19 protein-coding genes and 4 pseudogenes are annotated in these 24451 nt (G+C 72.1%); 13 read left to right on the top strand and 10 right to left on the bottom strand.

What is annotated here, in order from left to right:
- Window positions 1-212 precede the first annotated feature (212 nt).
- Window positions 213-947 carry a HEAT repeat domain-containing protein gene (locus ACWGJY_RS20350; protein WP_453262204.1) on the top strand — a complete coding sequence of 245 codons (735 nt, stop codon included), beginning with the start codon at window positions 213-215 and terminating at the stop codon, window positions 945-947.
- Here ACWGJY_RS20350 and ACWGJY_RS20345 read toward each other — a convergent pair.
- The gene (locus ACWGJY_RS20345) at window positions 931-1107 is read right to left on the bottom strand and encodes a hypothetical protein (protein ID WP_453262203.1); all 177 of its coding nucleotides are present in this window, start codon (window positions 1105-1107) and stop codon (window positions 931-933) included. The genes ACWGJY_RS20350 and ACWGJY_RS20345 overlap by 17 nt on opposite strands.
- Window positions 1108-1264: 157 nt before the next feature.
- Between ACWGJY_RS20345 and ACWGJY_RS20340 the strand changes: the two genes are divergently transcribed.
- The 3 genes from ACWGJY_RS20340 (at window position 1265) to ACWGJY_RS20330 (ending at window position 5391) form a co-directional block, all read left to right on the top strand.
- The gene (locus tag ACWGJY_RS20340; RefSeq protein ID WP_453262202.1) at window positions 1265-1708 is read left to right on the top strand and encodes an SRPBCC family protein; all 444 of its coding nucleotides are present in this window, start codon (window positions 1265-1267) and stop codon (window positions 1706-1708) included.
- A 253-nt stretch (window positions 1709-1961) separates the two neighbouring features.
- Window positions 1962-4493, top strand: coding sequence for an MFS transporter (locus ACWGJY_RS20335; RefSeq protein WP_453262201.1), 2532 nt, complete (start codon window positions 1962-1964; stop codon window positions 4491-4493).
- 142 nt (window positions 4494-4635) lie between these two features.
- A complete protein-coding gene (locus tag ACWGJY_RS20330; protein ID WP_453262200.1) occupies window positions 4636-5391 on the top strand; it encodes a hypothetical protein in 756 nt (251 codons plus the stop codon).
- Window positions 5392-5533: 142 nt separating this feature from the next.
- Here ACWGJY_RS20330 and ACWGJY_RS20325 read toward each other — a convergent pair.
- From ACWGJY_RS20325 to ACWGJY_RS20310, 4 genes and pseudogenes are all read right to left on the bottom strand, one after another.
- Window positions 5534-5653: pseudogene (locus ACWGJY_RS20325) on the bottom strand (RidA family protein); the annotation flags it as partial.
- A 53-nt stretch (window positions 5654-5706) separates the two neighbouring features.
- A complete protein-coding gene (locus ACWGJY_RS20320; protein WP_453262199.1) occupies window positions 5707-6546 on the bottom strand; it encodes a class I SAM-dependent methyltransferase in 840 nt (279 codons plus the stop codon).
- Window positions 6547-6986: 440 nt separating this feature from the next.
- A complete protein-coding gene (locus ACWGJY_RS20315; protein WP_453262198.1) occupies window positions 6987-7871 on the bottom strand; it encodes a serine hydrolase in 885 nt (294 codons plus the stop codon).
- Between the two features lie 271 nt (window positions 7872-8142).
- Window positions 8143-9024, bottom strand: a complete 882-nt coding sequence (locus tag ACWGJY_RS20310; RefSeq protein WP_453262197.1) for a helix-turn-helix domain-containing protein — start codon at window positions 9022-9024, stop codon at window positions 8143-8145.
- A 379-nt stretch (window positions 9025-9403) separates the two neighbouring features.
- On the opposite strand from ACWGJY_RS20310, the gene ACWGJY_RS20305 reads away from it, so the two are divergent.
- The 5 genes and pseudogenes from ACWGJY_RS20305 to ACWGJY_RS20285 all read left to right on the top strand — a co-directional run bounded on the left by ACWGJY_RS20305 (window position 9404) and on the right by ACWGJY_RS20285 (window position 16294).
- Window positions 9404-10237 carry a M55 family metallopeptidase gene (locus ACWGJY_RS20305; protein ID WP_453262196.1) on the top strand — a complete coding sequence of 278 codons (834 nt, stop codon included), beginning with the start codon at window positions 9404-9406 and terminating at the stop codon, window positions 10235-10237.
- Window positions 10230-11594 (top strand): M20/M25/M40 family metallo-hydrolase, encoded by a 1365-nt coding sequence (locus ACWGJY_RS20300; RefSeq protein WP_453262195.1) that lies wholly within the window; start codon window positions 10230-10232, stop codon window positions 11592-11594. The genes ACWGJY_RS20305 and ACWGJY_RS20300 overlap by 8 nt, the downstream gene beginning before the upstream one ends.
- A 42-nt stretch (window positions 11595-11636) precedes the next feature.
- Window positions 11637-13724 carry a prolyl oligopeptidase family serine peptidase gene (locus ACWGJY_RS20295; protein WP_453262194.1) on the top strand — a complete coding sequence of 696 codons (2088 nt, stop codon included), beginning with the start codon at window positions 11637-11639 and terminating at the stop codon, window positions 13722-13724.
- Window positions 13721-14207: pseudogene (locus ACWGJY_RS20290) on the top strand (hypothetical protein). Before ACWGJY_RS20295 ends, ACWGJY_RS20290 begins: the two are co-directional and overlap by 4 nt.
- Window positions 14208-14479: 272 nt before the next feature.
- Window positions 14480-16294, top strand: coding sequence for a CocE/NonD family hydrolase (locus ACWGJY_RS20285; RefSeq protein ID WP_453262217.1), 1815 nt, complete (start codon window positions 14480-14482; stop codon window positions 16292-16294).
- Between the two features lie 118 nt (window positions 16295-16412).
- Here ACWGJY_RS20285 and ACWGJY_RS20280 read toward each other — a convergent pair whose 3' ends face one another.
- Window positions 16413-16607 carry a ferredoxin gene (locus ACWGJY_RS20280; protein ID WP_030984014.1) on the bottom strand — a complete coding sequence of 65 codons (195 nt, stop codon included), beginning with the start codon at window positions 16605-16607 and terminating at the stop codon, window positions 16413-16415.
- A 35-nt stretch (window positions 16608-16642) separates the two neighbouring features.
- Entirely contained in the window at window positions 16643-17830 is a 1188-nt protein-coding gene (locus tag ACWGJY_RS20275) for a cytochrome P450 (protein ID WP_453262193.1), read from the bottom strand.
- Window positions 17831-18144: 314 nt separating this feature from the next.
- Between ACWGJY_RS20275 and ACWGJY_RS20270 the strand changes: the two genes are divergently transcribed.
- The 3 genes from ACWGJY_RS20270 to ACWGJY_RS20260 all read left to right on the top strand — a co-directional run bounded on the left by ACWGJY_RS20270 (window position 18145) and on the right by ACWGJY_RS20260 (window position 21592).
- Window positions 18145-18696 carry a GNAT family N-acetyltransferase gene (locus ACWGJY_RS20270; RefSeq protein WP_453262192.1) on the top strand — a complete coding sequence of 184 codons (552 nt, stop codon included), beginning with the start codon at window positions 18145-18147 and terminating at the stop codon, window positions 18694-18696.
- Between the two features lie 13 nt (window positions 18697-18709).
- Window positions 18710-19120, top strand: a complete 411-nt coding sequence (locus tag ACWGJY_RS20265; protein ID WP_453262191.1) for a glyoxalase superfamily protein — start codon at window positions 18710-18712, stop codon at window positions 19118-19120.
- Window positions 19121-19564: 444 nt separating this feature from the next.
- Window positions 19565-21592: a DUF5107 domain-containing protein gene (locus ACWGJY_RS20260; RefSeq protein ID WP_453262190.1), complete on the top strand. Its 2028-nt coding sequence runs from the start codon at window positions 19565-19567 to the stop codon at window positions 21590-21592.
- 45 nt (window positions 21593-21637) lie between these two features.
- Here the strand turns inward: ACWGJY_RS20260 and ACWGJY_RS20255 are convergent.
- A pseudogene (locus ACWGJY_RS20255) lies at window positions 21638-21817 on the bottom strand (aldehyde dehydrogenase family protein); the annotation flags it as partial.
- Window positions 21818-21892: 75 nt separating this feature from the next.
- Between ACWGJY_RS20255 and ACWGJY_RS20250 the strand changes: the two are divergent.
- Window positions 21893-22816, top strand: coding sequence for an NADP-dependent oxidoreductase (locus tag ACWGJY_RS20250; protein WP_453262189.1), 924 nt, complete (start codon window positions 21893-21895; stop codon window positions 22814-22816).
- Window positions 22817-22858: 42 nt separating this feature from the next.
- Here the strand turns inward: ACWGJY_RS20250 and ACWGJY_RS20245 are convergent, their stop codons facing one another.
- On the bottom strand, window positions 22859-23218 hold the full coding sequence (locus ACWGJY_RS20245; RefSeq protein WP_453262188.1) for a VOC family protein: 360 nt from the start codon (window positions 23216-23218) through the stop codon (window positions 22859-22861).
- 37 nt (window positions 23219-23255) lie between these two features.
- A pseudogene (locus ACWGJY_RS20240) lies at window positions 23256-24353 on the bottom strand (CapA family protein); the annotation flags it as partial.
- Between the last annotated feature and the right edge of the window lie 98 nt (window positions 24354-24451).

The raw sequence follows: 24451 nt of genomic DNA, 5'->3' as shown, positions 1-24451 counted from the left end.
GCCGTGTTCTCCGTACTGCTGTTGTGCTGTGCGGTGCCGAACCGACTTCACTTTGTGGCGGCTGCGTCACCAGGCCGCCCGAACAGTGGTGCTGCTCGTTCCAGCAGGTTAACCCGTGAGTAACCGGAGCGCCAGGGGTGGCGCGGGTCATTAGGCTGTGGTGCGGGCCACGTCGCGGGAACCGGGGCGGCCCGGCGGGAGGGGAGCGGCAAATGGAAGAGGAATTCCACGAGTTGACGGACCGGGTGCGGGCCGAGCTCCGCTCCCCACAGGATCTGGTCGCCTACGAACGGTTGCTGGGGCTGGCCCGCAAGAACACCCCGGCCGGGCGGGAGGAACTGGCCCGGATGCTGGTCGCCGTCGAACGTCCGCTGTGGGCCAGGGAGATCGCCGCCTTCATCCTGGGCTGCGCCGGCGACAAGCGGGCCTTCGAGACGCTCGTACTGCTGCTGAACTACCGCGAACCGGTGCGCTGCGCCACCGCCGCGCACGCCCTGGGCCGTCTCGGCGACCCCCGCACCGCCCGCGCCGCCGCCGCGCTCGCCACCAACCCGCTGCGCACCGCCTACGCCCTGCATCCGGTCCGGCTGCTGGCCGAACTCCGCGCACCGCAGTCCGTACCCGCCCTGATCGCGACCCTGGAGCGGCTGCTGACCCCGCACAACCCCTACTGGCGGGTATCGCTCGCCTGTGTCGAGGGCCTGGGCGCGCTGGGCGACCGGCGCGCGGTTCCCGCGCTCACCGCCGCCGTCGGACATCCCCGGCTGGCGGCCGCCGCGGCGGCGTCACTGGCGCGGCTGGGGGTGCACGAGGAGGTGGCGGCGGGCGTCGGTTCCCAGGAGAAGGGCGACGGGCCGGACGGCGCGGGAGACGGCGGGCGGACTCAGGCCCCCGTGCGGGGCGAGGGCCCCGGTGGCGGTGGTTCCGGCGTCAGCGGGCGCCGGTAGCGCACTCCGGAACGCTGCGGCCGCCGGCCTCGTACGCGTCCTCGGCCCCGTCCGGCACAAAACCGGTGATCCCACGGCATTCGGGGGTGTCGATCGTCCGGCTGACGATGTCCGTACCGAACGGCGCGGACCGGCTTTCGCCGAGGTGGTCCCAGCGCACCGGGCCTCCTTCCGGACCCTGCAGAGCCCCCGTACGCCACAATGGAACCTGTGTTCCCTTGTGGTTCGGTGGCCCTGAATTTGGGCGCGCCGCCGTGGGGTGGTTGGCTTGGCGGCGGATCGCAGGACCGGCAGCCGAGTACTGGAGGAAGACACACATGGGTCAGGTCGAGGCCACCACGCAGCGCGAGATCGCGGCAGACCCGGAGGACGTGTTCGACGCGCTCGCCGACTACTCCGGCACGCGCCGGCAGCTGCTGCCCGAGCACTTCAGCGAGTACGAGGTCCGCGAGGGCGGCGACGGCAAGGGCACCCTCGTCCACTGGAAGCTCCAGGCCACGAGCAAGCGGGTGCGTGACTGTCTGCTGGAGGTCGACGAGCCGACCGACGGCCAGCTCGTGGAGAAGGACCGCAACTCCTCGATGGTGACCACCTGGGTCGTCACCCCGGCCGGCGAGAAGCGCGCCAAGGTCGTCGTCACCACCACCTGGCAGGGCGCCTCAGGCGTCGGCGGATTCTTCGAGCGCACCTTCGCGCCCAAGGGGCTCGCCCGGATCTACGACGCCCTGCTCGACAATCTCGCCGCGCAGGTGACGAAGTGATCGGCGGTCACACCCCGTCACCCTGAGCACATGCCGTCACACTCACCGGTTCGGGTGGTTTCCGGTGAGACGAAGCGTGCGGCCCGCCGGAACGCCTCCGTACGGAAAGCCCTGATGGGAGCCCAATAGGCGTCCCGGGCAACGTACTTGGCGCCCCTTCCCGCCCCGCACGCACCCTTTCGCCGCGGTTGATCGGTGTTGTCGCCCAATGCGAGAAATTGGGCGGCAGCAGGCGTGACGAGGGGAGCAGTGCGTGGGCGGGACCACCCTGAGCGAGCGGGGCGAGCGGGCCGACCCGCCCGTCTTCGGCGCGACAGCGGCTCCGGCCGCGAACGGCAGACCCAGGGACCCCGGCCCCGGCGCACCGCTGCCGCTCGGCCCCCGCCGGGTCCGTACGGTCTTCCTCGGTATGCTGCCGGCGCTGCTGCTCGCGGTCCTCGACCAGACCATCGTCGCCACCGCGCTCCCCAAGATCGTCGGCGAGCTGCACGGACTGGACAAGGTCTCCTGGGCCGTGACGTCCTACCTCCTCGCCTCGACCATCGGACTGCCGCTCCACGGCAAGCTCGGCGACCTCTTCGGCCGCAAGCCCGTCTTCCTCTTCGCCCTCCTCGTCTTCACCCTCGGCTCGGCGCTGGCCGGTTGGTCGCGGACCATGGACGAACTGATCATCTTCCGGGCCGTCCAGGGCGTCGGCGGCGGCGGGCTCGTCATCGGCGTCCAGGCGATCATCGCCGATGTCGTACCGCCACGGGCCCGCGGCCGCTACCTGGGCCTGATCGGTGCCGCTTTCGGCCTCGCCTCCGTGGCCGGCCCGCTGATCGGCGGCTTCTGCGCCGACCACGCCTCCTGGCGCTGGTGCTTCTACCTCAACGTCCCCTTCGGCGCGCTCACACTGCTGCTCACCGCCTTCGTGCTGAAGCTGCCCCGGCCGGCGCGCCGCGCCCGGCTGGATGTCGCCGGAGCGCTGCTGCTCGCCGCGTTCACCACCTGCCTGATCCTGCTGACCAGTTGGGGCGGCACCGAGTACGCCTGGAACTCACGGGTCATCCTCGGCCTCGGCGCCGGTGCGCTCGGCTGCGCCCTGCTGTTCCTCGCCGTCGAGCACCTCGCCGCCGAACCGCTCATCCCGCTGCGGCTGTTCCGCGACCCGGTCTTCAACATCACCGGTCTGATCGGCGCCGTCGTCGGCATCGCGCTCTGCGGCGCCGCCGGCTACCTGCCGGTCTACCTGCAGAGGGCCGACGGCGCCACGGCCACCGAGTCCGGGCTGCTGATGCTGCCCATGACGGGCGGCATCGTCATCGCCTCCCTCGTCACCGGCCGGCTCATCAGCCGCACCGGGCACTACAAGGCGTTCCCCGTCCTGGGCTGTGCGCTGGCCGCGGCCGGGATGTGGCTGCTGTCGCGGATCCAGCAGGACACCCCGCGCGAGGTCTACAGCCTCTGGACGGTCATCCTCGGGCTCGGTATCGGCCTGGTCGTGCCGGTGCTGGTGCTCGCCGTGCAGAACTCCGTACGCACCGCCGACCTCGGCGCCGCGACCGGCGCCACCCTCTACTTCCGGCAGATCGGCGGCAGCGTCGGGGCGGCCCTCTTCGGCACCCTCCTCGCCGACCGGTTGGCCCGCAGGCTCGGCGGCCGGCTGCCGAAGCCGGCGCGGCTGCCCGGCCCGGACTCGATCACCCCGCAACTGGTGCGCGCACTTCCCGCCCCGCTGCGCGACGGCTATATCGCCGCGTATGCGCACACCATGCCGGGGATCCTCTGCTCTTTCGTGCCGGTGCTCGTCCTGGGCCTTGTGCTCGCCTTCTTCCTGAAAGAGAAACCCCTGGTGTCCCACGCCTCTCACGCTCCGCAGGCCTCCCCGACCCCGCAGGCGCCGTACGGTGATCCGGCCGGCCCCGCCGCCGTACCCCCGGCCCGCTCCACGACGGACGGGCCCGCCGCCCCCGCCTCCGGTGATCCCCAGCCGCCACACCCCCGTACGCACGGTTACGCCACCGCCGGACAGCCCGCCGTCGTCGCCGGTGTCCCGGTGTGCGGCACCGTGCAGCACCACGACGGCAGCATCGTGCCGCGCGCCGCGCTCACCCTTATCGACGTCGCCGGCCGCCAGGTCGGCCGCGGCGCCACCGGCGACGACGGGCGGTATGCGCTGAGCACTCCGGGCGCCGGTGCGTATGTGCTGATCGCGGCGGCGGGCGGGCACCAGCCGCAGGCCGTCAGCGTCACCGTCGGCGAGCGGCCGGTCGAGCTGGACGTCGTGCTCGGCGGCGCCGGGCGCCTCGCGGGCACCGTCACCACCGCCGACGGCACGCCCGTCCGCGATGCCATGGTCACCCTCACCGATGTCCGCGGCGAGGTTGTCGCCACCACCCGCAGCGGACGCGAAGGCGGCTATGTGATCGGGGAGTTGGTGGCAGGCGAGTACACCCTTGCCTCCAGCGCCCCCGCGTTCCGCCCCGCCGCGCTGCCGGTGACCGTCCAGGCCTCGCGGGAGACCCGCCAGGACATCGAGCTCGCCGGCGGCGCGGTGCTGCGCGGGACCGTACGGGCCGGCGGCGGCCGTCCCGTCGAGGACGCCAGGGTCACCCTCCTGGACGCCGCCGGCAATGTCGTCGACACCGCGACCACCGGACCCGACGGGCTGTTCCGGTTCGTGGATCTGTCGGCCGGTGAGTACACCGTCATCGCCGCCGGCTACCCGCCGGTCGCCACCGTCCTGCGGATGGCAGGCGGCGGCCGCACCGAGCGCGATCTCCAGCTGGGACACGAGGACTGAGCACTGCGCGACGGCTGCGCCGGACGGTGCGCACGGGGTGGCGGGCGGCACTCCCTCTTCGGGGAATGCGCCCGCCGCACCGGGCCGCCGCCGTACCGTGGTGGGGGTGGTACCCGGTCGGTGTACGAAGGAGCAACCACCCATGGAGCGTGGCCCGTCGAACGGCGACGATCTGACCCTCGCTGCGCCCCGGTCGCCCGCGCCCCGGGCTCCGGTGCCCGGACGGATTCCGCTCGCGGTCGTGGTGGTGGGTGCGGACGGCCGGATCTCCCACTGGAGCAGCGGTGCCCAGCACCTCTTCGGGTCCACCCGTGAGGAAGCGGTGGGCGCCCCCGCCGTCGATCTGATGCCGGTCACCGGTGCGCTCGGCGACAAGGAGTGGGGCGCGCGCACGAACGGGTCCCGGAAGAGCAACGCCTGCGAGGTGGGCAACGGCTTCGATGACGGGCTGCCGGTGAGCAGTGGCTTCGAGGTGAGCAACGGCTTTGACCGGGGCAACAGCCTTGACCAAGAAGCCTCGTGGGGCGACGCTGCGTTCCACCCCACCTCCGGCCGGGCGCGGATGGCCATCGCCGGGCGCGGTCCGGTGGACCTGCTGTGGTGGGCGTACCCCCTGCCAGACCACGGCGCCGGCCGGGTCCTCGTCCTCGCGGTGGACGCCGACCGGCTGCACGGCGGGGACAGCAAGGAGAGCGGCGCGGGGCACGAACGGTTCGCGCCCTCCTTCGGCCTGCACACCGACTTCCCCGGCGCCGGGGACCTGGCCCGCAGGCTGCCCGAACTCCTGCCGGGCATAAGCCCCCAGGAGAGCGCCCGGATCGTCTCCCAGGTCCTGGAACTGGGCTGTCCGGTGCTGGAGGTCAGCCTTCAGGAGCGGTTCCCGGTGACCTTGGACTGAGGTGCGACCGCGGCCGCCTCCCCGGAGCCGCAGGCGGCGGAGGTGGCAAGCAGGTGACCGCGGGGGTGCCGGAAGGGCTGCGCATCCAACTGCTGGGCTGGATCCCGGGCGGTGTCGACAACGCCGACTCACCCTCATCCGGTCAGTCGATGACTGCGGTGGCTTCGACCTCGACCAGGAGGTCGGGCCCGGCCAGGGCTGCGACGCCCACGCCGGTGAGCGGCGGGGCCGGGGTGACCCCCAGCTTCGCGGCCGCCCGGCGAGCAGATCTGACGCGTGCGGGCTCTCCGGCGGCGCAAGGCTGTGAGCCTGTCTTCACCGTCCCGTCGGCGCCGTGCCGAACCGCAGCCGGGTGATGAGCGGTCGGTCCCCACGGAGCAGGGGCAGGGCCGCGGCGCGGGGGGCAAGGTAGCCGAGGAAGCCGCGGCCCGCCGGGAGCGGAACGTCGGTCACTTCGGTGACGGCCGGATGGGCGGTGCGCAGCCGGTCCCGGTCGGCCGCATCCATGCCCCAGGGCATCGGGGGCAGCCGATGGCCGCCGGGGCCCTGGGCGCCGGTGCGGGTGCGGGCACTGAAGCGCCGCGACACGGTGTCGAACACCATCGAGCCACCGGGGAACGCGTCGGCACAGCCGGCGATCAGATGGGTCACCTGCGCGGGTTGCAGATACATCAGCAGACCCTGCGCGGTCACCAGGACCCCGCGGGAGGTGTCGATGTCCGCCCGCCACTCACCGTCGCGGGCATCGCAGGCGACGAGCCGTTGGCGCGCTCCGTGCGGCAGTAGGTTCTCGCGCAGCGCCAACGGCTCGCCGAGGTCGACGGTGACCCAGCGCGCCCGGCCGTTGTCGACCCGCCAGAACTGGGTTTCCAGGCCCTCGCCGAGAGCGACCACGGTGCCGTCCGGGTGGTCGGCGAGGAAGGCGCGCACCACACCGTCGAAGCCGAGGGCACGAAGGGCGAGGGCCTGCGCCAGCCATGGCCGGGTGCCACCCAGCCGTTCCAGGAAGGGGAAGTCGACCTCGTCGATGAGTTGTACGGCGCGTGGATCGGGCAGCACCGTGTCCGGGCGGGCGGCCTCGGCGGCGCGGTGGTAGAGCGTCCACAACGCCGTTTCGGGAACTCCCCTGAGGTCTGCCTTGACGCGGCCTGGCACCGAGTTCCTCCCGGAGTGCGGTGTGGCGGTGGGCCGGCGGCGGGACACTTCTCGGTCCACCGGATGCACTGCCTCGATGCGGCGTTGATACCGCCGCTCGCGCACCGCAGGGGGCCGATCGGGAGGCCGGTCACCCCGGGGAGTGCAAAGTCGTACCGCAGAAGCCGGCCGCGGTGTCCCGTCGGCATCGGGCAACTGCGGGCGCCGCCACGGAGGATGCGGAGTTGCGCGCACGGCCGGACGCAGTGCGGTGCGGCCACGCGCTGACGCTGTGCCAGGTTGCGGGGTTGCGCGGCCTGGTCTCCAACGGGCCTTCAGGGAGGCGGAGTTGAGGGGCGAGCGCACCATGGTGACGGCGACGGCGACGGCGACGGCGACGGCGACGGGCGACAGCGGCGGCGACGGGGCCGGGGCGCCGGGTGCGTCAGCGCGCCGGTGCGTCAGTGCGTCAGATCGCGGTGGACGACCCGGGCGGTGGCCTCGACCGTGGCCACGCCGTAGTCCATGGAGTCGCTTCCGGTGGAGAGCACGGCCATGCCGTAGTCGTGGCCGCTGCCGGTGAAGGTGCCGACGCTGTTCACCCGCCAGCCGCCGGTGTCCCGCGGGAGCCAGCCGTTCTTGACGTGGACGGAGGCCGTGGCGGGGGCGCCGGCGGGAACTCCCCAGCGCTGCTCGGGGGCGACCCGGTGCATCAGGTCGAGTGCGTAGCCGCGGGAGACCGCGGTGAGCACCGCGTTGTCCGTGGTGAGCAGCTGCATCAGCTTGAGCTGGTCGGCGGCGGTGACCTGGGTGAGGCCCCAGGACCCGCCCTCGCCGGGGACGGTGTCCCGCATGGCCGCCAGGGACAGGAAGCGCTTGATGCCGGCGGAGCCGGTCCGGTGCCACAGGGCGGTGGTCGAGTCGTTGTCCGACTTCGTGATCATGGCGGTGGTCAGCTTCACCTCGTGCGGGGTCAGCTTGCGGTGCGCCTCCTGGGTCTGCCGTAGCAGGGCTCCGAGCACGGTGACCTTCACCACACTCGCCGAGTCGAAGTGGGTGCCGGCCTTGAACTCGCAGTGGGTCCCGGTGTGCCGGTCGTAGATCGCCAGCGCCGAGGCGCCCTTGCGTCCGTGGAGTGCGCCGGCGATGTCCTGGGACAGGGCGGGTGCCAGGCCCGGCTTGTTCGAGGTGCACACGACCTTGGAGTCGCCCACCTGTGTGCCGGCGGTGCCGACCGGGGCGGCCGAGGCCGAGGTCGCCGTGGTGAGCGCCGTGAGCAGCGTTCCGGCAGCCACGGCCGCGGCCAGTCCACGGCGCGTGCGGGTCGGTATGCGTGATCGGTACATGAAGGTGGTGTCCTGTCCCGCTGTGAATCGGAGGCCCGCGGTCGGGCGGCCGGCCTCGGGCGACCGACGGGGCACCGGGTCTCTACGGCCGCGATGCGGCCGGGGGCCCGGTGGGGAGGTCACGGCGACGATACGGGCAGGCGGGTGGGGACACCTCGGTCAAGTGGGGTGGATTGTCCGCATTTGGGCGATGTATCGGGATGTGACTTTCGCCAAACCGGAGAGCGGGCGGGGCGGGGGTTGTGGGGTGGGGGCGGACGGGGTGGGTTTTCTAGGGGCGCGGCAGGGCTCTGCGGGGTTTGGCGGCGGTGCGTGGGCGGCGGTTGGTGGCCGCCCTGCGCCGTCGCGCGCCCGCCATCAGCTGGCGGCTGCGGAGTGCCATCTCGATCTCGAAGCGGGTCCGCGGGTCGCGGAGCCGGGCCCCGAAGAGCTTTTCGAGCTGACGCATCCGGTAGCGGACCGTCTGTGGATGGATGCTGAGCGCCTTGGCCACCTCCGGGGCCCCCATGCCGCCGAGCCAGGCCAGCAGAGTGGCTTCCAGGCGCTCGCACCGCTCCGGCGTCAGTCCCGCGAGCGGGCTCAGGTGCCGGGCGATGAGGGTGCGGGACAGCGACTCGTCCTGGAGGAGCAGGAGGGAGGAGAGGTGGTCGTCGACGAACACCACGCCGGCCTCGGGGCCGTCGTGCGGGGACGCCAGATCCAGCAGCCGGGACGCGGAGCGCACGGAGGCGGTGGCCTCGTGCGCGGGAACCGCATGGCCGACCACGGCCGCGCGATGACGCAGTACGCCCTTCAGCCGGGCCCGTCCGCTCTTGCCGTCGGCGAGCTGGGCGGGGATCAGCAGCCCCGGAGCTTCGCCCGGAGTGCTGACCAGGCAGTCGCCCAGCGCGGACGCCACGAGGTGGATGTCGGTGTCGGTGCGCAGCATGACCGCGCGCACCTTGTCGGGCAGCGGCCGGCTGCCCCGTAGTACTTCCTCGATCAGGCGGGTGACCTGCTGGTGACCGCCGCGCTCGATGACTTCCCGGAAGTCTGGATTGCGATCGCAAAGTGTTTGCGTGATCAGTTCTGTCAGGATCGCGAGTTGATCGTCTTCGCTCTCGGCCCGGATGCCGCGTTGCGGTAAGGCGTCGTTGAGGGCTTCGCTCACCATTCTGCCTCTGTTTCATCGCGTGGGAAGCTGGTCCGGCCTGTTCTACCTCACCTGGCACGTGCCGTCGGCAGCTGACAGAACTCGTTCGGAAGTCCTTACGGATTCCGTCAGAAGTCCTTCCGCTTTGCGACAGAAACTGTGTGAGATACGGCGCCACAAGAGCGTACCCCCAGGTTCCGGTTGGAAGGAATCGTGGTGCTGTGACGAAGAAGTTGTGATGCTGTCGCCAACGGAGGCGTCCCGGAAGGTTCTGGACGGGGCGTCAGACAGAAGGCCCTGGATAGGCTGGGTGTGCTGTTCGGCCCCTCCGGGCGCGAGGTGAACACGTGATGTCGGGAATCGTGCGTACCGCCTCCTAGCTGCGACAGGACTGGTGAATGTGAAGATCCTCATCTCCGCGGACATGGAGGGTGCCACCGGCGTGACCTGGCCCGCCGATGTGCTGCCCGGTACCCCTCAATGGGAGCGCTGCCGCGCTATGTTCACGTCCGACGTCAATGCGGCGATTGCCGGATTCTTCGACGCCGGGGCCGACGACGTCCTGGTCAACGAGGCGCACTGGACAATGCGCAATCTGCTGCTGGAACAGCTCGATGAGCGGGCGCAGATGCTCACCGGGCGGCACAAATCGCTCAGCATGGTCGAAGGCGTGCAGCACGGCGATGTCGACGGGATCGCGTTCGTCGGCTATCACACCGGGGCGGGCACCGAGGGCGTCCTCGCCCACACCTACCTCGCCAACACCCTCACCGGCGTCTGGGTCGACGGCACGCGCGCGAGCGAGGGCTATCTCAACTCCCTCGTGGTCGCCGAGTACGGCGTACCCGTGGTCCTGGTCACCGGCGACGACCGCACCTGCCAGGACGCACTGGGCTACGCACCGCAGGCACCCGGTGTAGCGGTCAAGGACTATGTGTCGCGCTATGCGGCGGTATGCCGGCCGCCGGCCCGTACGGCGGCCGAGATCCGGGACGCGGCCCGCAAGGGGGCGGCGCTGGCGGTGCGTCACGAACCGGCCCGGCGCGGGCCGTTCCGTTTTGAGCTGGAGTTCGACGCCGAGCATTTGGTGGGCGCGACGACCTGCGTACCCGGCGTGGAGCGCTCCGGCGAACGCCGCGTCGCGTATACCGGTCAGGACATGTACGAAGCCATCCGGTGTTTCAAGGCGGTCACCACCGTCGTGTCGTCCGCAGTGGAGGAACAATATGGCTGAGCGGGAGCGGGCCGGTGAACCGGCCGCCGAACGGGCCGGCGGTGTGGACCGGCAGGCGCTCGACGAGGTGGTGCAGTTCACGTCCGAGCTGATCCGGATCGATACCAGCAACGCCGGCGACGGTGCCTGCCAGGAACGGCCGGCCGCCGAGTACGTCGCGGAGCGGCTGGCCGAGGCCGGGCTGACGCCGACACTGCTGGAGCGCAGCAAGGGCCGTACGAATGTGGTCGCCCGTATCGACGGCACCGACCCCGGGGCCGATGCCCTGCTGGTGCACGGCCATCTGGACGTGGTGCCCGCCGAGCCCGCCGACTGGAGCGTGCACCCCTTCTCCGGGGAGGTCCGCGACGGAGTGGTCTGGGGGCGGGGCGCCGTCGACATGAAGAACATGGACGCGATGGTGCTCGCCGCCGTACGGCAGTGGGCCCGCAGCGGGGTGCGGCCGCGGCGGGACATCGTGCTGGCCTTCACCGCCGACGAGGAGGCCAGTGCCGAGGACGGCTCGGGCTTCCTCGCCGACCGGCATGCCGGGCTCTTCGAGGGCTGCACCGAAGGCATCAGCGAGTCCGGAGCCTTCACCTTCCATGCGGGCAGTGGGATGCGGCTGTACCCGGTCGCGGTGGGGGAGCGCGGCACGGCCTGGCTGAAACTGACCGCCCAGGGCCGGGCGGGGCACGGCTCGAAGGTCAACCACGACAACGCCGTCAGCCGGCTGGCCGCGGCCGTGGCCCGGATCGGCGAGCACCGGTGGCCGGTCCGGCTCACCCCGACGGTGCGGGCCGCACTGAGCGAACTTGCCGCGCTGCACGCCATCGAGGTGGATGTCGCCTCGCCGCGCTTCGATGCCGACGCGCTGCTGGGCAAGCTCGGCCCGTCCGCCAAGCTGGTCGAGCCGACCGTCCGCAACAGCGCCAACCCGACGATGCTGTCGGCCGGTTACAAGGTCAATGTGATCCCGGGATCCGCCGTCGCGCAGGTGGACGGCCGGGTGGTACCGGGGGGTGAGGCGGAGTTCCGCGCCACCCTGGACGAACTCACGGGACCCGATGTGAGCTGGGAGTACGTCCATCGCGAGGTCGCACTGCAGGCCCCGGTCGACTCCCCGACGTTCGCCGCGATGCGGGCCGCGATCGAGCGCTTCGATCCGGACGGTCATGTCGTGCCGTACTGCATGTCCGGCGGCTCGGACGCCAAACAGTTCTCCCGGCTGGGCATCACCGGCTATGGTTTCTCGCCGCTCAAACTGCCCGAGGGGTTCGACTACCAGGCGCTCTTCCACGGCGTGGACGAGTGCGTACCGGTCGAGGGGCTGCACTTCGGGGTGCGGGTGCTCGATCACTTCCTGCGCACGGTCTGACCGGCCGGCGCTTCGCCCGACCGGTGGAGAAAGGAACGGCACATGGTGACCACGGTTCCGTACGGCGGCTGGACGTCCCCGGTGGACGCCCGGACGGTTGCCGCGCACGACGGCCGGCCGGCCTTTGTCGGGGTGGTCGGCGACGAGGTGTGGTGGACGGAGCCGCGGCCCGCCGAGGGCGGCCGGCGGGCGCTGGTCCGCCTGCGGCCGGACGGCACCGAGGAGACGGTGCTGCCCGCTCCCTGGAACGTCCGCAGCCGGGTGCTGGAGTACGGCGGCCAGCCCTGGGCCGGTACGGTCACCGCGCGCGGACCGCTGGTCGTCTTCAGCAACTTCGCCGACCAGCGGCTGTACGCCTGCGCACCGGACAGCGGCGACGCCCCGCGCCCGCTCACCCCGTGCTCCGGCGTCGGGGGCGGACTGCGCTGGGTCGATCCGGTGCTGCGCCCGGAACTGGGTGAGGTGTGGTGCGTCCTGGAGGAGTTCACGGGCGACCGGCCGACCGATGTGCGCCGAGTGATCGCCGCCGTGCCGCTCGATGGCTCGGCGGCCGAAAATCGTTCCCTGGTCAGGGAGTTGAGCGATGACCGGCACCGTTTCGTGACCGGTCCGCGGATCTCCGCCGACGGGCGGCGGGCCGCATGGATCGCCTGGGACCACCCCGGGATGCCCTGGGACGGCACGCTGGCGATGGTCGCGCGGATCACCGGCACGGGCGGGTTCGAGGACATCCGGCCGCTCGTCGGCGACCTCGGCACCGGCGCACCGGACGGCGGGGCGACCGGCGAGTCCGTCGCCCAGGTCGAGTGGGCGGCCGATGGCTCGCTGCTCTTCGTCTCGGACCTCAGCGGCTGGTGGGAGGTGCAGCGCATCGACCCCGACGGCGCGCGAGCGCGGCCGGGCGTGGGGGAGCGGCCGGGCACGGGGGAGCTGCCGAGCGCGGGGGAGGACGACGGCGCGTTGGCGCGCCGGGGCCTGTGCCCGGCCCGGGAGGAGGAGTTCGGCGGACCGCTGTGGAACGTCGGGCAGCGCTGGTTCCTGCCCCTGGAGAACGGCACCCTTGCGGTGATCCACGGCCGCGGTTCCGCGACCCTGGGCATCCTCGACCCGGTGAGCGGTGAACTCGTCGACTCCGCGGGCCCGTGGACCCAGTGGGCACCCACCCTCGCCGTGCACGGCAGCCGCGTCCTCGGCATCGCCGCCGGCCCGCACCGCTCGTACGAACTCGTCGAGCTGGACACCTGCACCGGACGCACCCGGGTGCTCGCCTGCCGGCATGCCGACGTCCTGGACCCGGCCTACTACCCCCGGGCACAGAGCCGTACCTTCACCGGTCCCGACGGGCGGGACATCCACGCCCACATCTATCCGCCGCACAGCCCCGACCACCGGGCACCCGACGGCGAACTGCCGCCCTTCGTGGTGTGGGCACACGGCGGCCCCACCGTCCACGCACCGCTGGTGCTCGACCTGGAGATCGCCTACTTCACTTCCCGGGGCATCGGCATCGCCGAGGTCAACTACGGGGGCTCGACGGGCTACGGCCGGGAGTACCGCGAGCGGCTGCGCGGCCAGTGGGGTGTGGTGGACGTCGAGGACTGTGCGGCCGTCGCCAGGGCGCTGGCCGACGAGGGCACCGCCGACCGCGCGCGGCTGGCCATCCGCGGCGGGAGCGCCGGCGGCTGGACCGCGGCCGCCTCACTGACCGCCACCGACCTCTACGCCTGCGGCACCATCAGCTATCCGATCCTGGACCTGACCGGCTGGGCCACCGGCGAGACCCATGACTTCGAGTCGCAGTATCTGGAATCGCTGGTCGGGCCGCTCGCGGAGGTGCCCGACCGCTATCGCGAGCGCTCGCCGCTGTACCGCGCCGACCGGATCGCCGCGCCGTTCCTGCTGCTCCAGGGCCTGGACGATGTGATCTGCCCGCCCTCGCAGTGCGAACGGTTCCTCGCCGAAGTCGCCGGGCGCGCCCTACCGCACGCCTATCTGGCCTTCGCCGGAGAGGGCCACGGCTTCCGCCGGCACGACACCATCGTGCGCGCCGTGGAGGCCGAACTCTCCCTCTACGCCCAGACCTTCGGCCTCACCCGTGACGATGTCCCGCCGCTGGAGCTGCGCGGATGACGGTCGAGCAGGCGCTGCGGCCGCCGCGGCTGCGGCCCGGCGACCGGGTGGCCGTGGTGGCGCCCAGCGGCCCCCTCGTGGCGGAGCGGCTGGACCGCGGGCTGGACGTGCTCCGTGGCTGGGGCCTCGATCCGGTCGCGGCGCCCCATGCCAGGGGCACCCACCCCACCCTGGGCTATCTCGCCGCCTCGGACGAGGAGCGGGGAACCGCCGTACCGCATCGACCGGGCGCTCACCCAACTCCTGCGCGCCGGCCGGCTCGACGGTGTCGCCGGGATCGTCCTCGGCTCCTGGGCCCGCTGTGGTCCCTACGACCGGGTGCGGGAGGTGCTGGCGGACCGGCTGGGCGGGCTCGGGGTGCCGGTGGCCGAGGAGTTCGGCTTCGGCCACGGTGACTTTGCGCTGACCCTGCCGCTGGGCGTCCCCGCGGAGCTGGACGCGACGGCAGGCACACTGACCTTCGAGGTGCCGGCGACGGTCTGAACTGCGCGTGACAGGCCTGACGCTGCGTCATGACCGGTACGGGTAGGGGCTCGTGAGCACTCGTGGGGGGACTGCGGGGACCCGGGCTTGTGGGTGCATCGCCGCTGTCCGGTCCGCCCGGCCGACCCGTACCGCCTCCGGGACAGTGCTGAACTGACATCCTAAAAGGGACGCGCGCAACGAGCTTTGACACGTCCGTCACGCGTGTCACAGCATGAGCGCGCCGCCACCGACTGGTCGGTACGACGTGTGTGGAGGTCTTCGTGCCCAGCGTGTCCCGAGCCGTGCCCCGCCCCGTACTCCGCAGGTTCCTCGCCCTGCTGGCCGGCTCCGCCCTCGCCGCTCCGCTCGTCCTGACCGCCCCCGCGGGCGCCGCCGCCGACCCGTACACCGTCACCGCGTTGAAGGTCACGGTCCGGGCCGGTGACCGCACCTGCACCCTCGACACGGATGTCTACCGCCCGGCCGGCGCCGACGCCGCCCATCCGGCGCCCGCCGTGCTGACCACCAACGGCTTCGGCGGCAACAAGGCGGACGGCCCGACCGACACCCTCGCCAAGGCCTTCGCCGCCCGCGGCTATGTGGCAGTGGCCTACTCCGGGCTCGGCTTCGGCAAGACCGGCTGTCCGATCTCCCTCGACGACCCCGGGACCGACGGCCGGGCGGCAAGCGGGCTGGTCGACCTGCTGGCCGGTACCCGTAGGGCCGACAACGGGACGCGGATCGACTACGTCACCAAGGACGGGGCGGGCGATCCGCGGGTCGGCATGATCGGCGGGTCCTACGGCGGGGCGGTCCAGCTGGCCACCGCCGCCGTCGACCACCGTCTCGACGCGCTGGTCCCGCTCATCACCTGGAACGACCTGTCCTACTCCCTCGACCCCGGTAACGCCGGCCGTACACACGGCGTCACCGGAGTGCTGCCCGGCGCGTACAAGTGGCAGTGGACCAACGGGTTCTTTCTGATCGGCGAGGCGCAGGGGCTGCTGCACCCGGAACTCGACCCGTCGCGGACCGGTGGCGCCGGCTGTCTGCACTTCGTCGCGCAGGCCTGTGACACCAAGCGGCTGCTGGATTCCGGCACGTACCCGGCCGGGCGGACCGACGCGGTGCTCAGCTATGTACGCAGCGTCTCCCCGGTGTCGTATCTGGCGTCGGTCAAGGCGCCGACACTGCTCGTCCAGGGCCAGGACGACACGCTGTTCAACCTCAACGAGGCCGCCGCCAGCTACCGGACCCTGGCCGCGCAGGGCACCCCGGCCAAGATGATCTGGCAGGCCTGGGGCCACAGCGGCGGAATGAAGAAACCGGCGAAGGGCGAACTCGACCTGGCGCAGGGCAATCTGGACACCAGCTATGTGGGCCGGCGGATCCTCGCGTGGTTCGACCGGTATCTGCGCCACCGGACGGCGGCCGCCACCGGCCCGGCCTTCGCCTACTACCGTGACTGGGTGACGGACGGGCCCGCCTATGCCACCTCGCCCGCCTTTCCGGCGGGCGCCGGCCGGCGGCTCTATCTCTCGGGGGACGGCAAGCTCGTCGCCCGGCGCAGCGAGGTGGCGCGCGGCAGCCGGACGTACCGCAATCTGCAGATGGCCACCAGCCACTCGGAGAGTTCACTGGCCGGGCTGCTCGGCCTGCCGGACGTGGCGCCGTACGACGCCAGGGGCACCTACCTGGGCTGGACGTCGGAGCCGGTGGCGGGCGGGCCGGTGGATGTGGTCGGTGCGCCCGAGGTGACGCTGAAGGTTTCCTCACCGCAGACCGAGCAGGTTCAGCACTCCTCGGACGCGGCCGACCGGCTGGTGCTCTTCGCCAAGCTCTACGACGTCGCGCCGGACGGGAAGAAGACGCTGGTGCACCGGTTGGTGGCCCCGGCCCGGGTACCCGATGTGACCCGGAGGTTCACCGTGGAACTTCCGGCCATCGTGCACCGTTACGAGCCGGGGCACCGGCTGCGCTTCGTCATCGCGGCGAGCGACGAGGCGTATGCGGGCAACCGGGGGGTGAAGCCGGTGACGGTCACCAGTACGCCCGAGGACACCGGGGTCCTCGAACTGCCCGTCACACGAGGGGTGTTGCGGTAGCGGATGGGGTGGATGGCGTAGGGACAAGGAGGAGGGCGGCACGTGCCGGGCACGCCCCGGCGCCGGGCGTCAGCCGGGCTCCGCGCGCGTCAGCCGGGTCGTCCGCGAGGGTGGTGGCTCAGTCGTCCGTGACCGTGATGGCCTGCACGGGGCAGGCGCGGGCGGCCTCCCGTACCAGCGGGTCGCCCGCACCGTCCTCACGGCCGGGCAACAGGGCACTGAAACCGTCGTCGTCCTGGGTGAACACTCCCGGCGCGGTCAGGGCACACTGCCCGGCGCCGATACAGATGTCAGTGTCGATCGTGATCCGCATGCCGGACCCCTTTCGTTCGTCTGCCGTCATGGCTGCTACCAGGCCAGTGGCAGTTCGATCATTCCTTGCAGTGTGTCGCCCGGCTTGAAGGGGATCTCGGCAGCCGGCACGGCGAGCCGCAGCTCCGGGATCCTGGTGAACAGCGAGCGCAGCGCGATCTCCATCTCCGCGCGGGCGAGGTTCTGCCCCAGGCACTGGTGGATGCCGAAGCCGAACGCCACGTGGTGGCGGGCGGAACGGCCGAGGTCCAGCTCGTCCGGCGAGGGATAGGTGTCCTCGTCCCGGTTGATCAGCGACGTGGGGAACAGGACACCGTCGTCGGCGCGGATGAGCTGCCCGCCGATCTCGATGTCCTCCTTCGCCACCCGCAGCATGCCGTCCGCGATGGACAGGAACCGCAGCAGCTCCTCGACGGCAGCCGGCATCAGGCTCTCCTCGGCCTTGAGCTGCGCCAGCTGCCCGGGGTGTTCGAGCAGTGTGAAGGTGCCGAGCGAGATCATGTTGGCGGTGGTCTCATGGCCCGCCACCAGCAGGATCATGGCGAGCCGGACCAGGTCGTCATGGGCGAGGGCGCCGGTCCGCAGACGGTCCTCGATCAGTTCGTCCAGCAGCCCGTCGCCCGGGTGCTTGTCCTTGTGGGCGATCAGCTCGGTGAAGTACTCCTCCAGCTTGAGCCGGGCGTCCTCCGCCTCCGCGGACGTACGGCTGCGCAGCAGGCGGCGGGACTCCTCCTCGAAGAACTCGTGGTCGGAGTACGGGACGCCGAGCAGGGAGCAGATGACCATCGAGGGGACCGGCAGCGCGAAGGCGGAGACCAGCTCGGCGGGCGGGCCCTCGGCCAGCATCCGGTCGAGGAGCCCGTCGACGACCCGGTGGATCTCCGGCCGGAGGGCGGCGACCCGCTTCACGCTGAAGCTGGGGATCAGCATCCGGCGCTGAGTGTTGTGCTCCGGGTCGTCGACCCCGAGCAGTGGTGTCCTGACCTGGCGGATCGCCGCGAAGCGCTCGACCGGCATCGGGAAGGCCGGGTTCTGCCGGTCGGAGGAGAGCCGCTGGTCGCTCAGCAGCGCCCGCGCCTCGCTGTGGCCGGTTATCGCCCATATCTTGCGGCCGTCATAGAGCGTGACATGCGTCAGCGGTCCGGTCTCCCGCAGCGGCTGGTGGCCGGCGGGCGGATGGTAGGGGCAGGTGCGGTCCTGAAAGTAGGAGATGGCTTCGGTCACGGAATTCCTCCGGTACGAGAAGCTCTGGTGCATCGAGCTGCTCGGATGTGAGATGTCAATGATGAAGCGCGCCGAGTCCGCCGCGCCGATCTCACCTCATGCCTCGGATGCCGGGCACGTCTACGCTCGGTTCGGCCATTTTCTCTCAGTCTCGCTCATTTTCGGAACTATCACCTCTGTTCAGCGGCCGTACGAGGGGCTCGGCCCCCCGTCCGGACAGCGGGCGGGGGCGCGGACCCGGGCAGGCCCGGGGCGGCCCCGGCGGGCAGGACAAACCGCTGGCCCGCCGCCGCCCCCCTCCGTACGATCCTCCGGTGACGACCAACGACTGCTACCTTGCGCACGGCCCGCGGGTGGGTATCCGGCACTTCACCGCCGCCGACCGCGAAGAGTTCACCGCCCTGGCACGGGAGAGCGTGGAGCTGCACCGCCCCTGGCTCTTCCCGCCGGCCGGGGACGACGCCTACGACGCCTATCTGCACCGGCTCCAGGAGCCGGTGCGCGAAGGCTTCCTGATCTGCGAGCCCGCCGACGGCCGCATCGCCGGCTACCTCACGATCAACAACATCGTGCACGGTGCGTTTTGCTGCGGAGCGATCGGCTACGGCGCCTTTGCGCACGCCGCCGGCCGCGGACTGATGAGCGAGGGGCTGCGGCTCGTCCTGCACCACGCCTTCGAGGAGAGGGGGCTGCACCGCCTGGAGGCCAATGTCCAGCCGGCCAACGAGGCGTCGGTCGCCCTGGTCAAGCGGGCCGGGTTCCGGCTGGAGGGGTTCTCCCCGGACTTCCTCTTCATCGACGGCGCCTGGCGCGACCACGAGCGCTGGGCGATCACCGCCGAGATGGTCGCCGGGAAAACCGTGTGATTGCCTGTCCGGCATGGACATCGTCTTCCACCACCCCGTACCGGTCTTCCGGATCTTCGACGTGGCCAAGGCCCATGAGTTCTACGTCGGCTACCTGGGCTGCACGGTCGACTGGGAGCACCGCTTCGAGCCCGGAATGCCGCTCTACACCCAGGTATCGCGCGGTGACCTCGTACTGCATCTGTCGGAACACCACGGCGACGGGACCCCCGGCTCCACGCTCTACACGGAGCTGGTCGGGGTGCGCGCGCTGCATGCCGAGCTGGCCGGCAAGGGCTATCCGTATCTGCGGCCCGGTCTGGAGCAGGACGAGACCGGGACCTCGCTCACGCTGACCGACCCCTTCGGCAACCAGCTGCGCTTCACCGAGCGGGGCGCCGGCCAGCCGTCCGACGGGGCCTGCGCTAGCGGGACTTGCGGTTGATCTTCGTGACTCCTCCCCCTCGTTCACGAGGGGGAGGAGTCACGTCGGTGACCGTGGAGCGCAGCTCCCGGTAGCCCACTTCGCGAGCCTGCCGCTCGACGGCTTCTGGATCCCTCTCGACGCGGCTGTCCTCGACCCGTCCGTCATGCCGGCCGTCGACAGCCCGACCCGGGCGGCCTGCTCACCGGTGAACTCCGGTCGCTGCCAGCCTCGTTGGCCTCCTCGCCGCGCTGTGTCGGTATCAACGTCACCCGCTACGACCCGGACCGGGATCCCGAAGCCGCCGGCGCGGTGCTGCTCACCGGTCTCCTCGAGGACCTTTTTGCGCAACCCTGACCGCACCGGGCCGCAAGAAGCCCTGTGCAGACCGGCGGTCACGCGGTTCCATGGTCAACAGGAGGCCGCCGCAGCCGAGGTGGCCCGGTCCAGCATTGCGAGGCAGCCGTGGCCACGAGAGTGCGAAGCACCACCCTGACCCTCCCCGCCGCCCCCCTCGGCCCCGACAACCCCCTCCCCGCCCTGCACGGCGGCCGGGACCTGCACCGCATCGAGATCCCCCAGGAAACCCACCTGCCCGCCGACATGGCGCGGCAGATCGGCTGTGCGCCGCTGCGCTCGATCCTGCCGGCCCGGATGCGCGACGGCTACGGCCGCACCCGCCGCGCCACCGGTCTCGATGCGCTGGTCATCGAGAACGACCGGCTGCGCGCTACCGTCCTGCCCGGCCTCGGCGGCCGGGTCCACTCCCTGTACCACAAGCCCACCGACCGCGAACTCCTCTACCGCAACCCGGTGTTGCAGCCCGCGGCCTTCGCCCTCAACGGCGCCTGGTTCTCCGGCGGCATCGAATGGAACATCGGCGCCACCGGCCACACCACCCTGGCCTGCGCCCCGCTGCACGCGGCCCGCGTCGCGGCGCCGGACGGCGGGGAGATGCTCCGGCTGTGGGAGTGGGAGCGGCTGAGCGATCTCCCCTTCCAGGTGGACCTGTGGCTGCCCGACGGCTCCGACTTCCTCCATGTGGGCGTACGGATCCGTAATCCGCACCACCACACCGTGCCGGTCTACTGGTGGTCCAACACCGCCGTTCCCGAAGGCGAGCACACCCGTGTCCTGGCCCCCGCCGACGAGGCCTGGCACTTCGGCTATGAACGGACCCTGCGCCGCGTCCCGGTACCCCACTCCGACGGCGCCGACAGGACCTATCCGCTGCGCAGCGAGTTCCCCGCCGACTACTTCTACGAGGTGCCCGACGGCGCCCGCCGCTGGATCGCCTCCCTCGACGCGGACGGCCGCGGCCTGGTGCAGACCTCCACCGACACCCTGCGCGGCCGCAAGCTCTTCCTGTGGGGCGCGGGGCGGGCCGGGCGGCGCTGGCAGGAGTGGCTCACCGAGCCGGGCACCGGCGGCTACGCCGAGATCCAGGCAGGCCTGGCCCGTACGCAGCTGGAGCAGGTACCGCTCGACGCCGGTGGCGAGTTCACCTGGCTGGAGGCTTACGGGCCGCTGGCCACCGACCCGGCGACGGTGCACGGCGCGGACTGGGGCGCGGCCCGGGAAGAGGCCGCGGCCCGCCTGGAGGCCGCCCTGCCGCGCGCGGACGTCGTTGCCGCCCACGCCGCCTGGCTGCCCTACGCCGGCCACGAGCCGAAGGAGTCGCTGGCCACCGGCTCCGGCTGGGGTGCGCTGGAGGTCGCCCGCGGGGGCCTCGAACTGCCCGGGACGCCGTTCGCCGCGGCCACCCTGGGTGCGGAGCAGGAGCCCTGGCTGACGCTGCTGCGCACCGGGGAGCTGTCGGCCGTCCGCCCCGTACCCGGACCGGTGCTGGTCGCGCCGGCCTGGCGCGATCTGCTGGAGTCCGCCCGGCCCGGCCCGGCCACCGACTACCACCTGGGGCTCGCCCAGTGGCATGCCGGTGACCGCGCCCAGGCCGTCCGCAGCTGGGAGCGGGCGCTCGGGCACGGCGGCGGCCCGCTGCCGCTGTACTGCCTGGCTGTTGCGGAATCGATGGCGGGCGAGACCGAGCGTGCCGCCGACCGTTACGCGCAGGCCTGCGCCGAAGCGGCACGGGCGGCATCGGCAGCGGACCCCGCGGCCCGTGACTGGCGCGCGGTGCTGCCGGCGCTCGCCCGGGAGGCGGTACCCGCGCTGCTCGCGGCCGGCCGTACCGACGAGGCGGCGCAGCTGCTGGCGGGCCTGCGGCAGGCCGACCGCACCGACGGCCGCCTCCGGTTGCTGACCGCGCAGGTGCTGCTCGCCCAGGGACAGCCGGCCGCAGCCCGGGAGATCTTCGACGCCGGCTTCGAGATCGCCGGTCTGCGGGAGGGCGACGAGGTGCTCGGCGACACCTGGTACGCCATCGCCGAGCGGCTGGTCGCGGGCGGCGGACCGGTCACCGAACAGGTCCGCGCCGAGGCCCGGTCGGCGCATCCGCTCCCGGAGCGGTACGACTACCGGATGCGGCCGGTGTAGCGGACCGGGCCTGCGGGCGGCCCCGGCCGCAGGCCCGGTGCGCCGTCACCCGAGCGGCTGGTCGGGCACCGCCTTGGCGTGGCGGAAGGTGTCGGGGGAGTACGCGCCGTGGTTGCGCCCCATTCCGCTCTCGCCGGCCCCGCCGAACGGCAGGCCGGGTGCGGTGGGACGGGCGATGGGCAGCCCGAAGGTGAGCGCGCCCGAGGAGGTCTCGGCCGGCCGTCGCGCGCCCGTACGCGGATGCGGCGACCGCTCCGCGAGCGTGGAATGAACCCCGGCTGTCACACGTTGCCACGGATCATGAAGGCCATCACCGCACACAGCTTCGGCGGACCCGAGGTCCTCGCCTACACCGACCACCCCGATCCGAAGGTGGGCCCGGACTCGTTCCTGATCCGGGTCAAGGCAGCCGGGGTCAACCCGGTGGACTGGAAGATCGTCGCGGGGTATCTGGATCCGATCATGGATGCGCACTTCCCGCTCATTCCCGGCTGGGATGTGGCGGGCGTGGTCGAGGCGGCGGGCGCGGACGCCACCGAGTACGCGGTCGGTGACGAGGTCATCGGCTATGTCCGCAAGGACGAGGTGCAGCACGGCACCTACGCCGAGCTGGTCGCCGCACCGGTCAGGAGCCTGGCCCGCAAGCCCGCCTCGCTCAGCTGGCAGCAGGCCGCCGGGCTGCCGCTCGCCGGACTGACGGCCCATCAGTCGCTGAAGCGGGTCGGCACGCAGGCCGGTGAAACGGTCCTGGTGCATGCCGCCGCCGGGGGTGTCGGCTCGCTCGCCGTCCAGATCGCCGTGGCCCAGGGCGCCCGCGTCATCGGCACGGCCGGCGAGCGCAACCACGACTTCCTGCGGTCCCTGGGCGCCGAGCCGGTCACCTACGGTGACGGGCTCGGCGACCGGGTGCGGGCCCTGGCGCCCGAAGGCGTCGACGCGGCCGTGGACTTCGTCGGCGGTGACGTCGTGGACGTCTCGCAGGCGCTGCTCAAGGACCGCAGCCGGGTGGCCTCCGTCGTCGACGGCGAGGTCACGGGCAAGGGCGGCCACCTCGTGTGGGTGCGCCCGGACACCGCCGACCTGACCGCGCTCGGCGCGCTCGCGGACGCCAGGAAACTGACCGTGCCGGTCGACGTGACCCTCCCGCTGCCCGAGGCCGCCGAGGCGTTCCGTCGGAGCATGGCCGGGCGGACCCGCGGCAAGATCGTCCTTGAGGTGTCCTGACGGCGAGCCGGTCGGCAACGGCCGAGGAGCGGGACGGGAGGCTCAGGCCTCCCCGTCCTGCTTCCGGTCGACGTACTCGAAGATCGAACCGTCCGGGTGGCGGGCCACCAGATTGCGGCCGATGGGCGTCGGCAGCGGACCGGCGATGAGGTCCGCGCCGACCGCCGTCAGATCGGCCAGCGCCTCGTCCACGTCCTTGACGGCAAGGGTCGCCGTGATCTTCCGCAGCACTGACAATTCCGCCTCGGGGCCGCTCATCAGGAAGAAGCACCCGACGGCCGCGACCGCCACTGAGCCGCGCTGGAAGCGGATCGCCTCGGCGCCGGTCAGCCGTTCGTAGACGCCGATCGCCGCATCGAGATCGCCGACGCACACCCGCAATGAGGTCCCCAGAATGTCCATACGGACAACCCTAGTTGGGCGTCCTGCCGGTGCGCGATCACTTGGCCATGATCAGACCGCTCTGTGCCGCGCCGCGGGACAGCACGATGTCCCGGATGCTGTCCCGGGCCCTCGCATAGTCGCCGCGTCCGGGCTGTTCGGCGAGCGCCGCATTGAGGCTGACGACCCTGAACCCGTCGTTCACATCCGTCAGCTGGGGGAGGAACTCCGCCTTGCGGACCGTCCAGCGCCCGCCGGGAGCGGTCGGTCCCGCGAAGGTGAAGCGGGCCATCGAGCTGAGGTTGCCGCGGCCGTCCGGCTGGTCGCTGTGGTTGAACATACGGCCCGCGAGCTGGTCGCCCAACCCGTAGACGACCCAGGTGCCGTTGACCTTCTCGTAGGCCTGAGGGACATGGGCGTGGGTGCCCAGGATCAGATCGATGTCGGGCCGTCCGGCGGTGCGGGCGGCGGTCAACGCGCGTGCCAGGGTGCGCTGTTGCTCGTCGGGCGGCTGCTGCCACTCCGTGCCCCAGTGAATGCTGACGACCACCACATCCGCACCGGCCGCACGAGCCGCGCGGGCATCGGCAAGGATCTTCTTCCCGTCGATCAGATTGACCGTCCAGGGCGCCTTGCCGGGCAGCGGGATGCCATTGGTGCCGTAGGTGTACGAGAGCTGGGCGACCTTCGCGGAACCGGCCTTGAGCAGGGTGGGCCGGGCGGCCTCGGCGGCGGAGCGGGCCGAGCCGGCGTGGCGCAGGCCGACCGTGTCCATGGCGCCGAGGGTGCGGTGCACTCCGTCGGCGCCGTCGTCGAGGGTGTGGTTGGACGCGGTGGAGCAGGAGTCGTAGCCCGCGTCCTTGAGGGCGGCGGCGACCTCCGGCGGGGACTTGAAGCTGGGATAGCCGGTGAACGGCCCGCCGTCCCTGCCGTAGATCGTCTCCATATGGCAGATCGCCAGGTCGGCGGCGGAGACCACCGGTTTCACCCCGGCGAACATCGCGCGGAAGTCATGGCCGTGGCCGTGTGCGTTGCCGCCGGACTGCCGGATGATCTCGCTGTGCGGCAGCACATCGCCGGTGGCCAGGAGGGTGAAGCCGGCCGGGGCGGCGGCCTGGGCGGCGTTCGGGGGTGAGGGGCGTGCCGGGCCGGGGGGGGGGGGGGGGCCCCCCCCCCCCCCCCGGGGGGGGGGCGCGGGTGTGGGGGGGTGGGGGTTGTTTGGGGGGGCGCCCCCTGACCATTGGGGTTTTTATG

Source organism: Streptomyces sp. NPDC054765 (genome assembly GCF_053612065.1).
This window is presented reverse-complemented; position numbering and strand designations above follow the sequence as displayed.

Excerpts from the sequence above, each read along its gene's own strand:
- ACWGJY_RS20250 (WP_453262189.1), top strand. The coding sequence starts at position 21,893 with ATGAAGGCCATCACCGCACACAGCTTCGGCGGACCCGAGGTCCTCGCC.
- ACWGJY_RS20280 (WP_030984014.1), bottom strand. The coding sequence starts at position 16,607 with ATGCGGATCACGATCGACACTGACATCTGTATCGGCGCCGGGCAGTGT.
- ACWGJY_RS20245 (WP_453262188.1), bottom strand. The coding sequence starts at position 23,218 with ATGGACATTCTGGGGACCTCATTGCGGGTGTGCGTCGGCGATCTCGAT.
- ACWGJY_RS20300 (WP_453262195.1), top strand. The coding sequence starts at position 10,230 with ATGGCTGAGCGGGAGCGGGCCGGTGAACCGGCCGCCGAACGGGCCGGC.
- ACWGJY_RS20265 (WP_453262191.1), top strand. The coding sequence starts at position 18,710 with ATGGACATCGTCTTCCACCACCCCGTACCGGTCTTCCGGATCTTCGAC.
- ACWGJY_RS20315 (WP_453262198.1), bottom strand. The coding sequence starts at position 7,871 with ATGTACCGATCACGCATACCGACCCGCACGCGCCGTGGACTGGCCGCG.
- ACWGJY_RS20330 (WP_453262200.1), top strand. The coding sequence starts at position 4,636 with ATGGAGCGTGGCCCGTCGAACGGCGACGATCTGACCCTCGCTGCGCCC.
- ACWGJY_RS20310 (WP_453262197.1), bottom strand. The coding sequence starts at position 9,024 with ATGGTGAGCGAAGCCCTCAACGACGCCTTACCGCAACGCGGCATCCGG.
- ACWGJY_RS20340 (WP_453262202.1), top strand. The coding sequence starts at position 1,265 with ATGGGTCAGGTCGAGGCCACCACGCAGCGCGAGATCGCGGCAGACCCG.
- ACWGJY_RS20350 (WP_453262204.1), top strand. The coding sequence starts at position 213 with ATGGAAGAGGAATTCCACGAGTTGACGGACCGGGTGCGGGCCGAGCTC.
- ACWGJY_RS20295 (WP_453262194.1), top strand. The coding sequence starts at position 11,637 with ATGGTGACCACGGTTCCGTACGGCGGCTGGACGTCCCCGGTGGACGCC.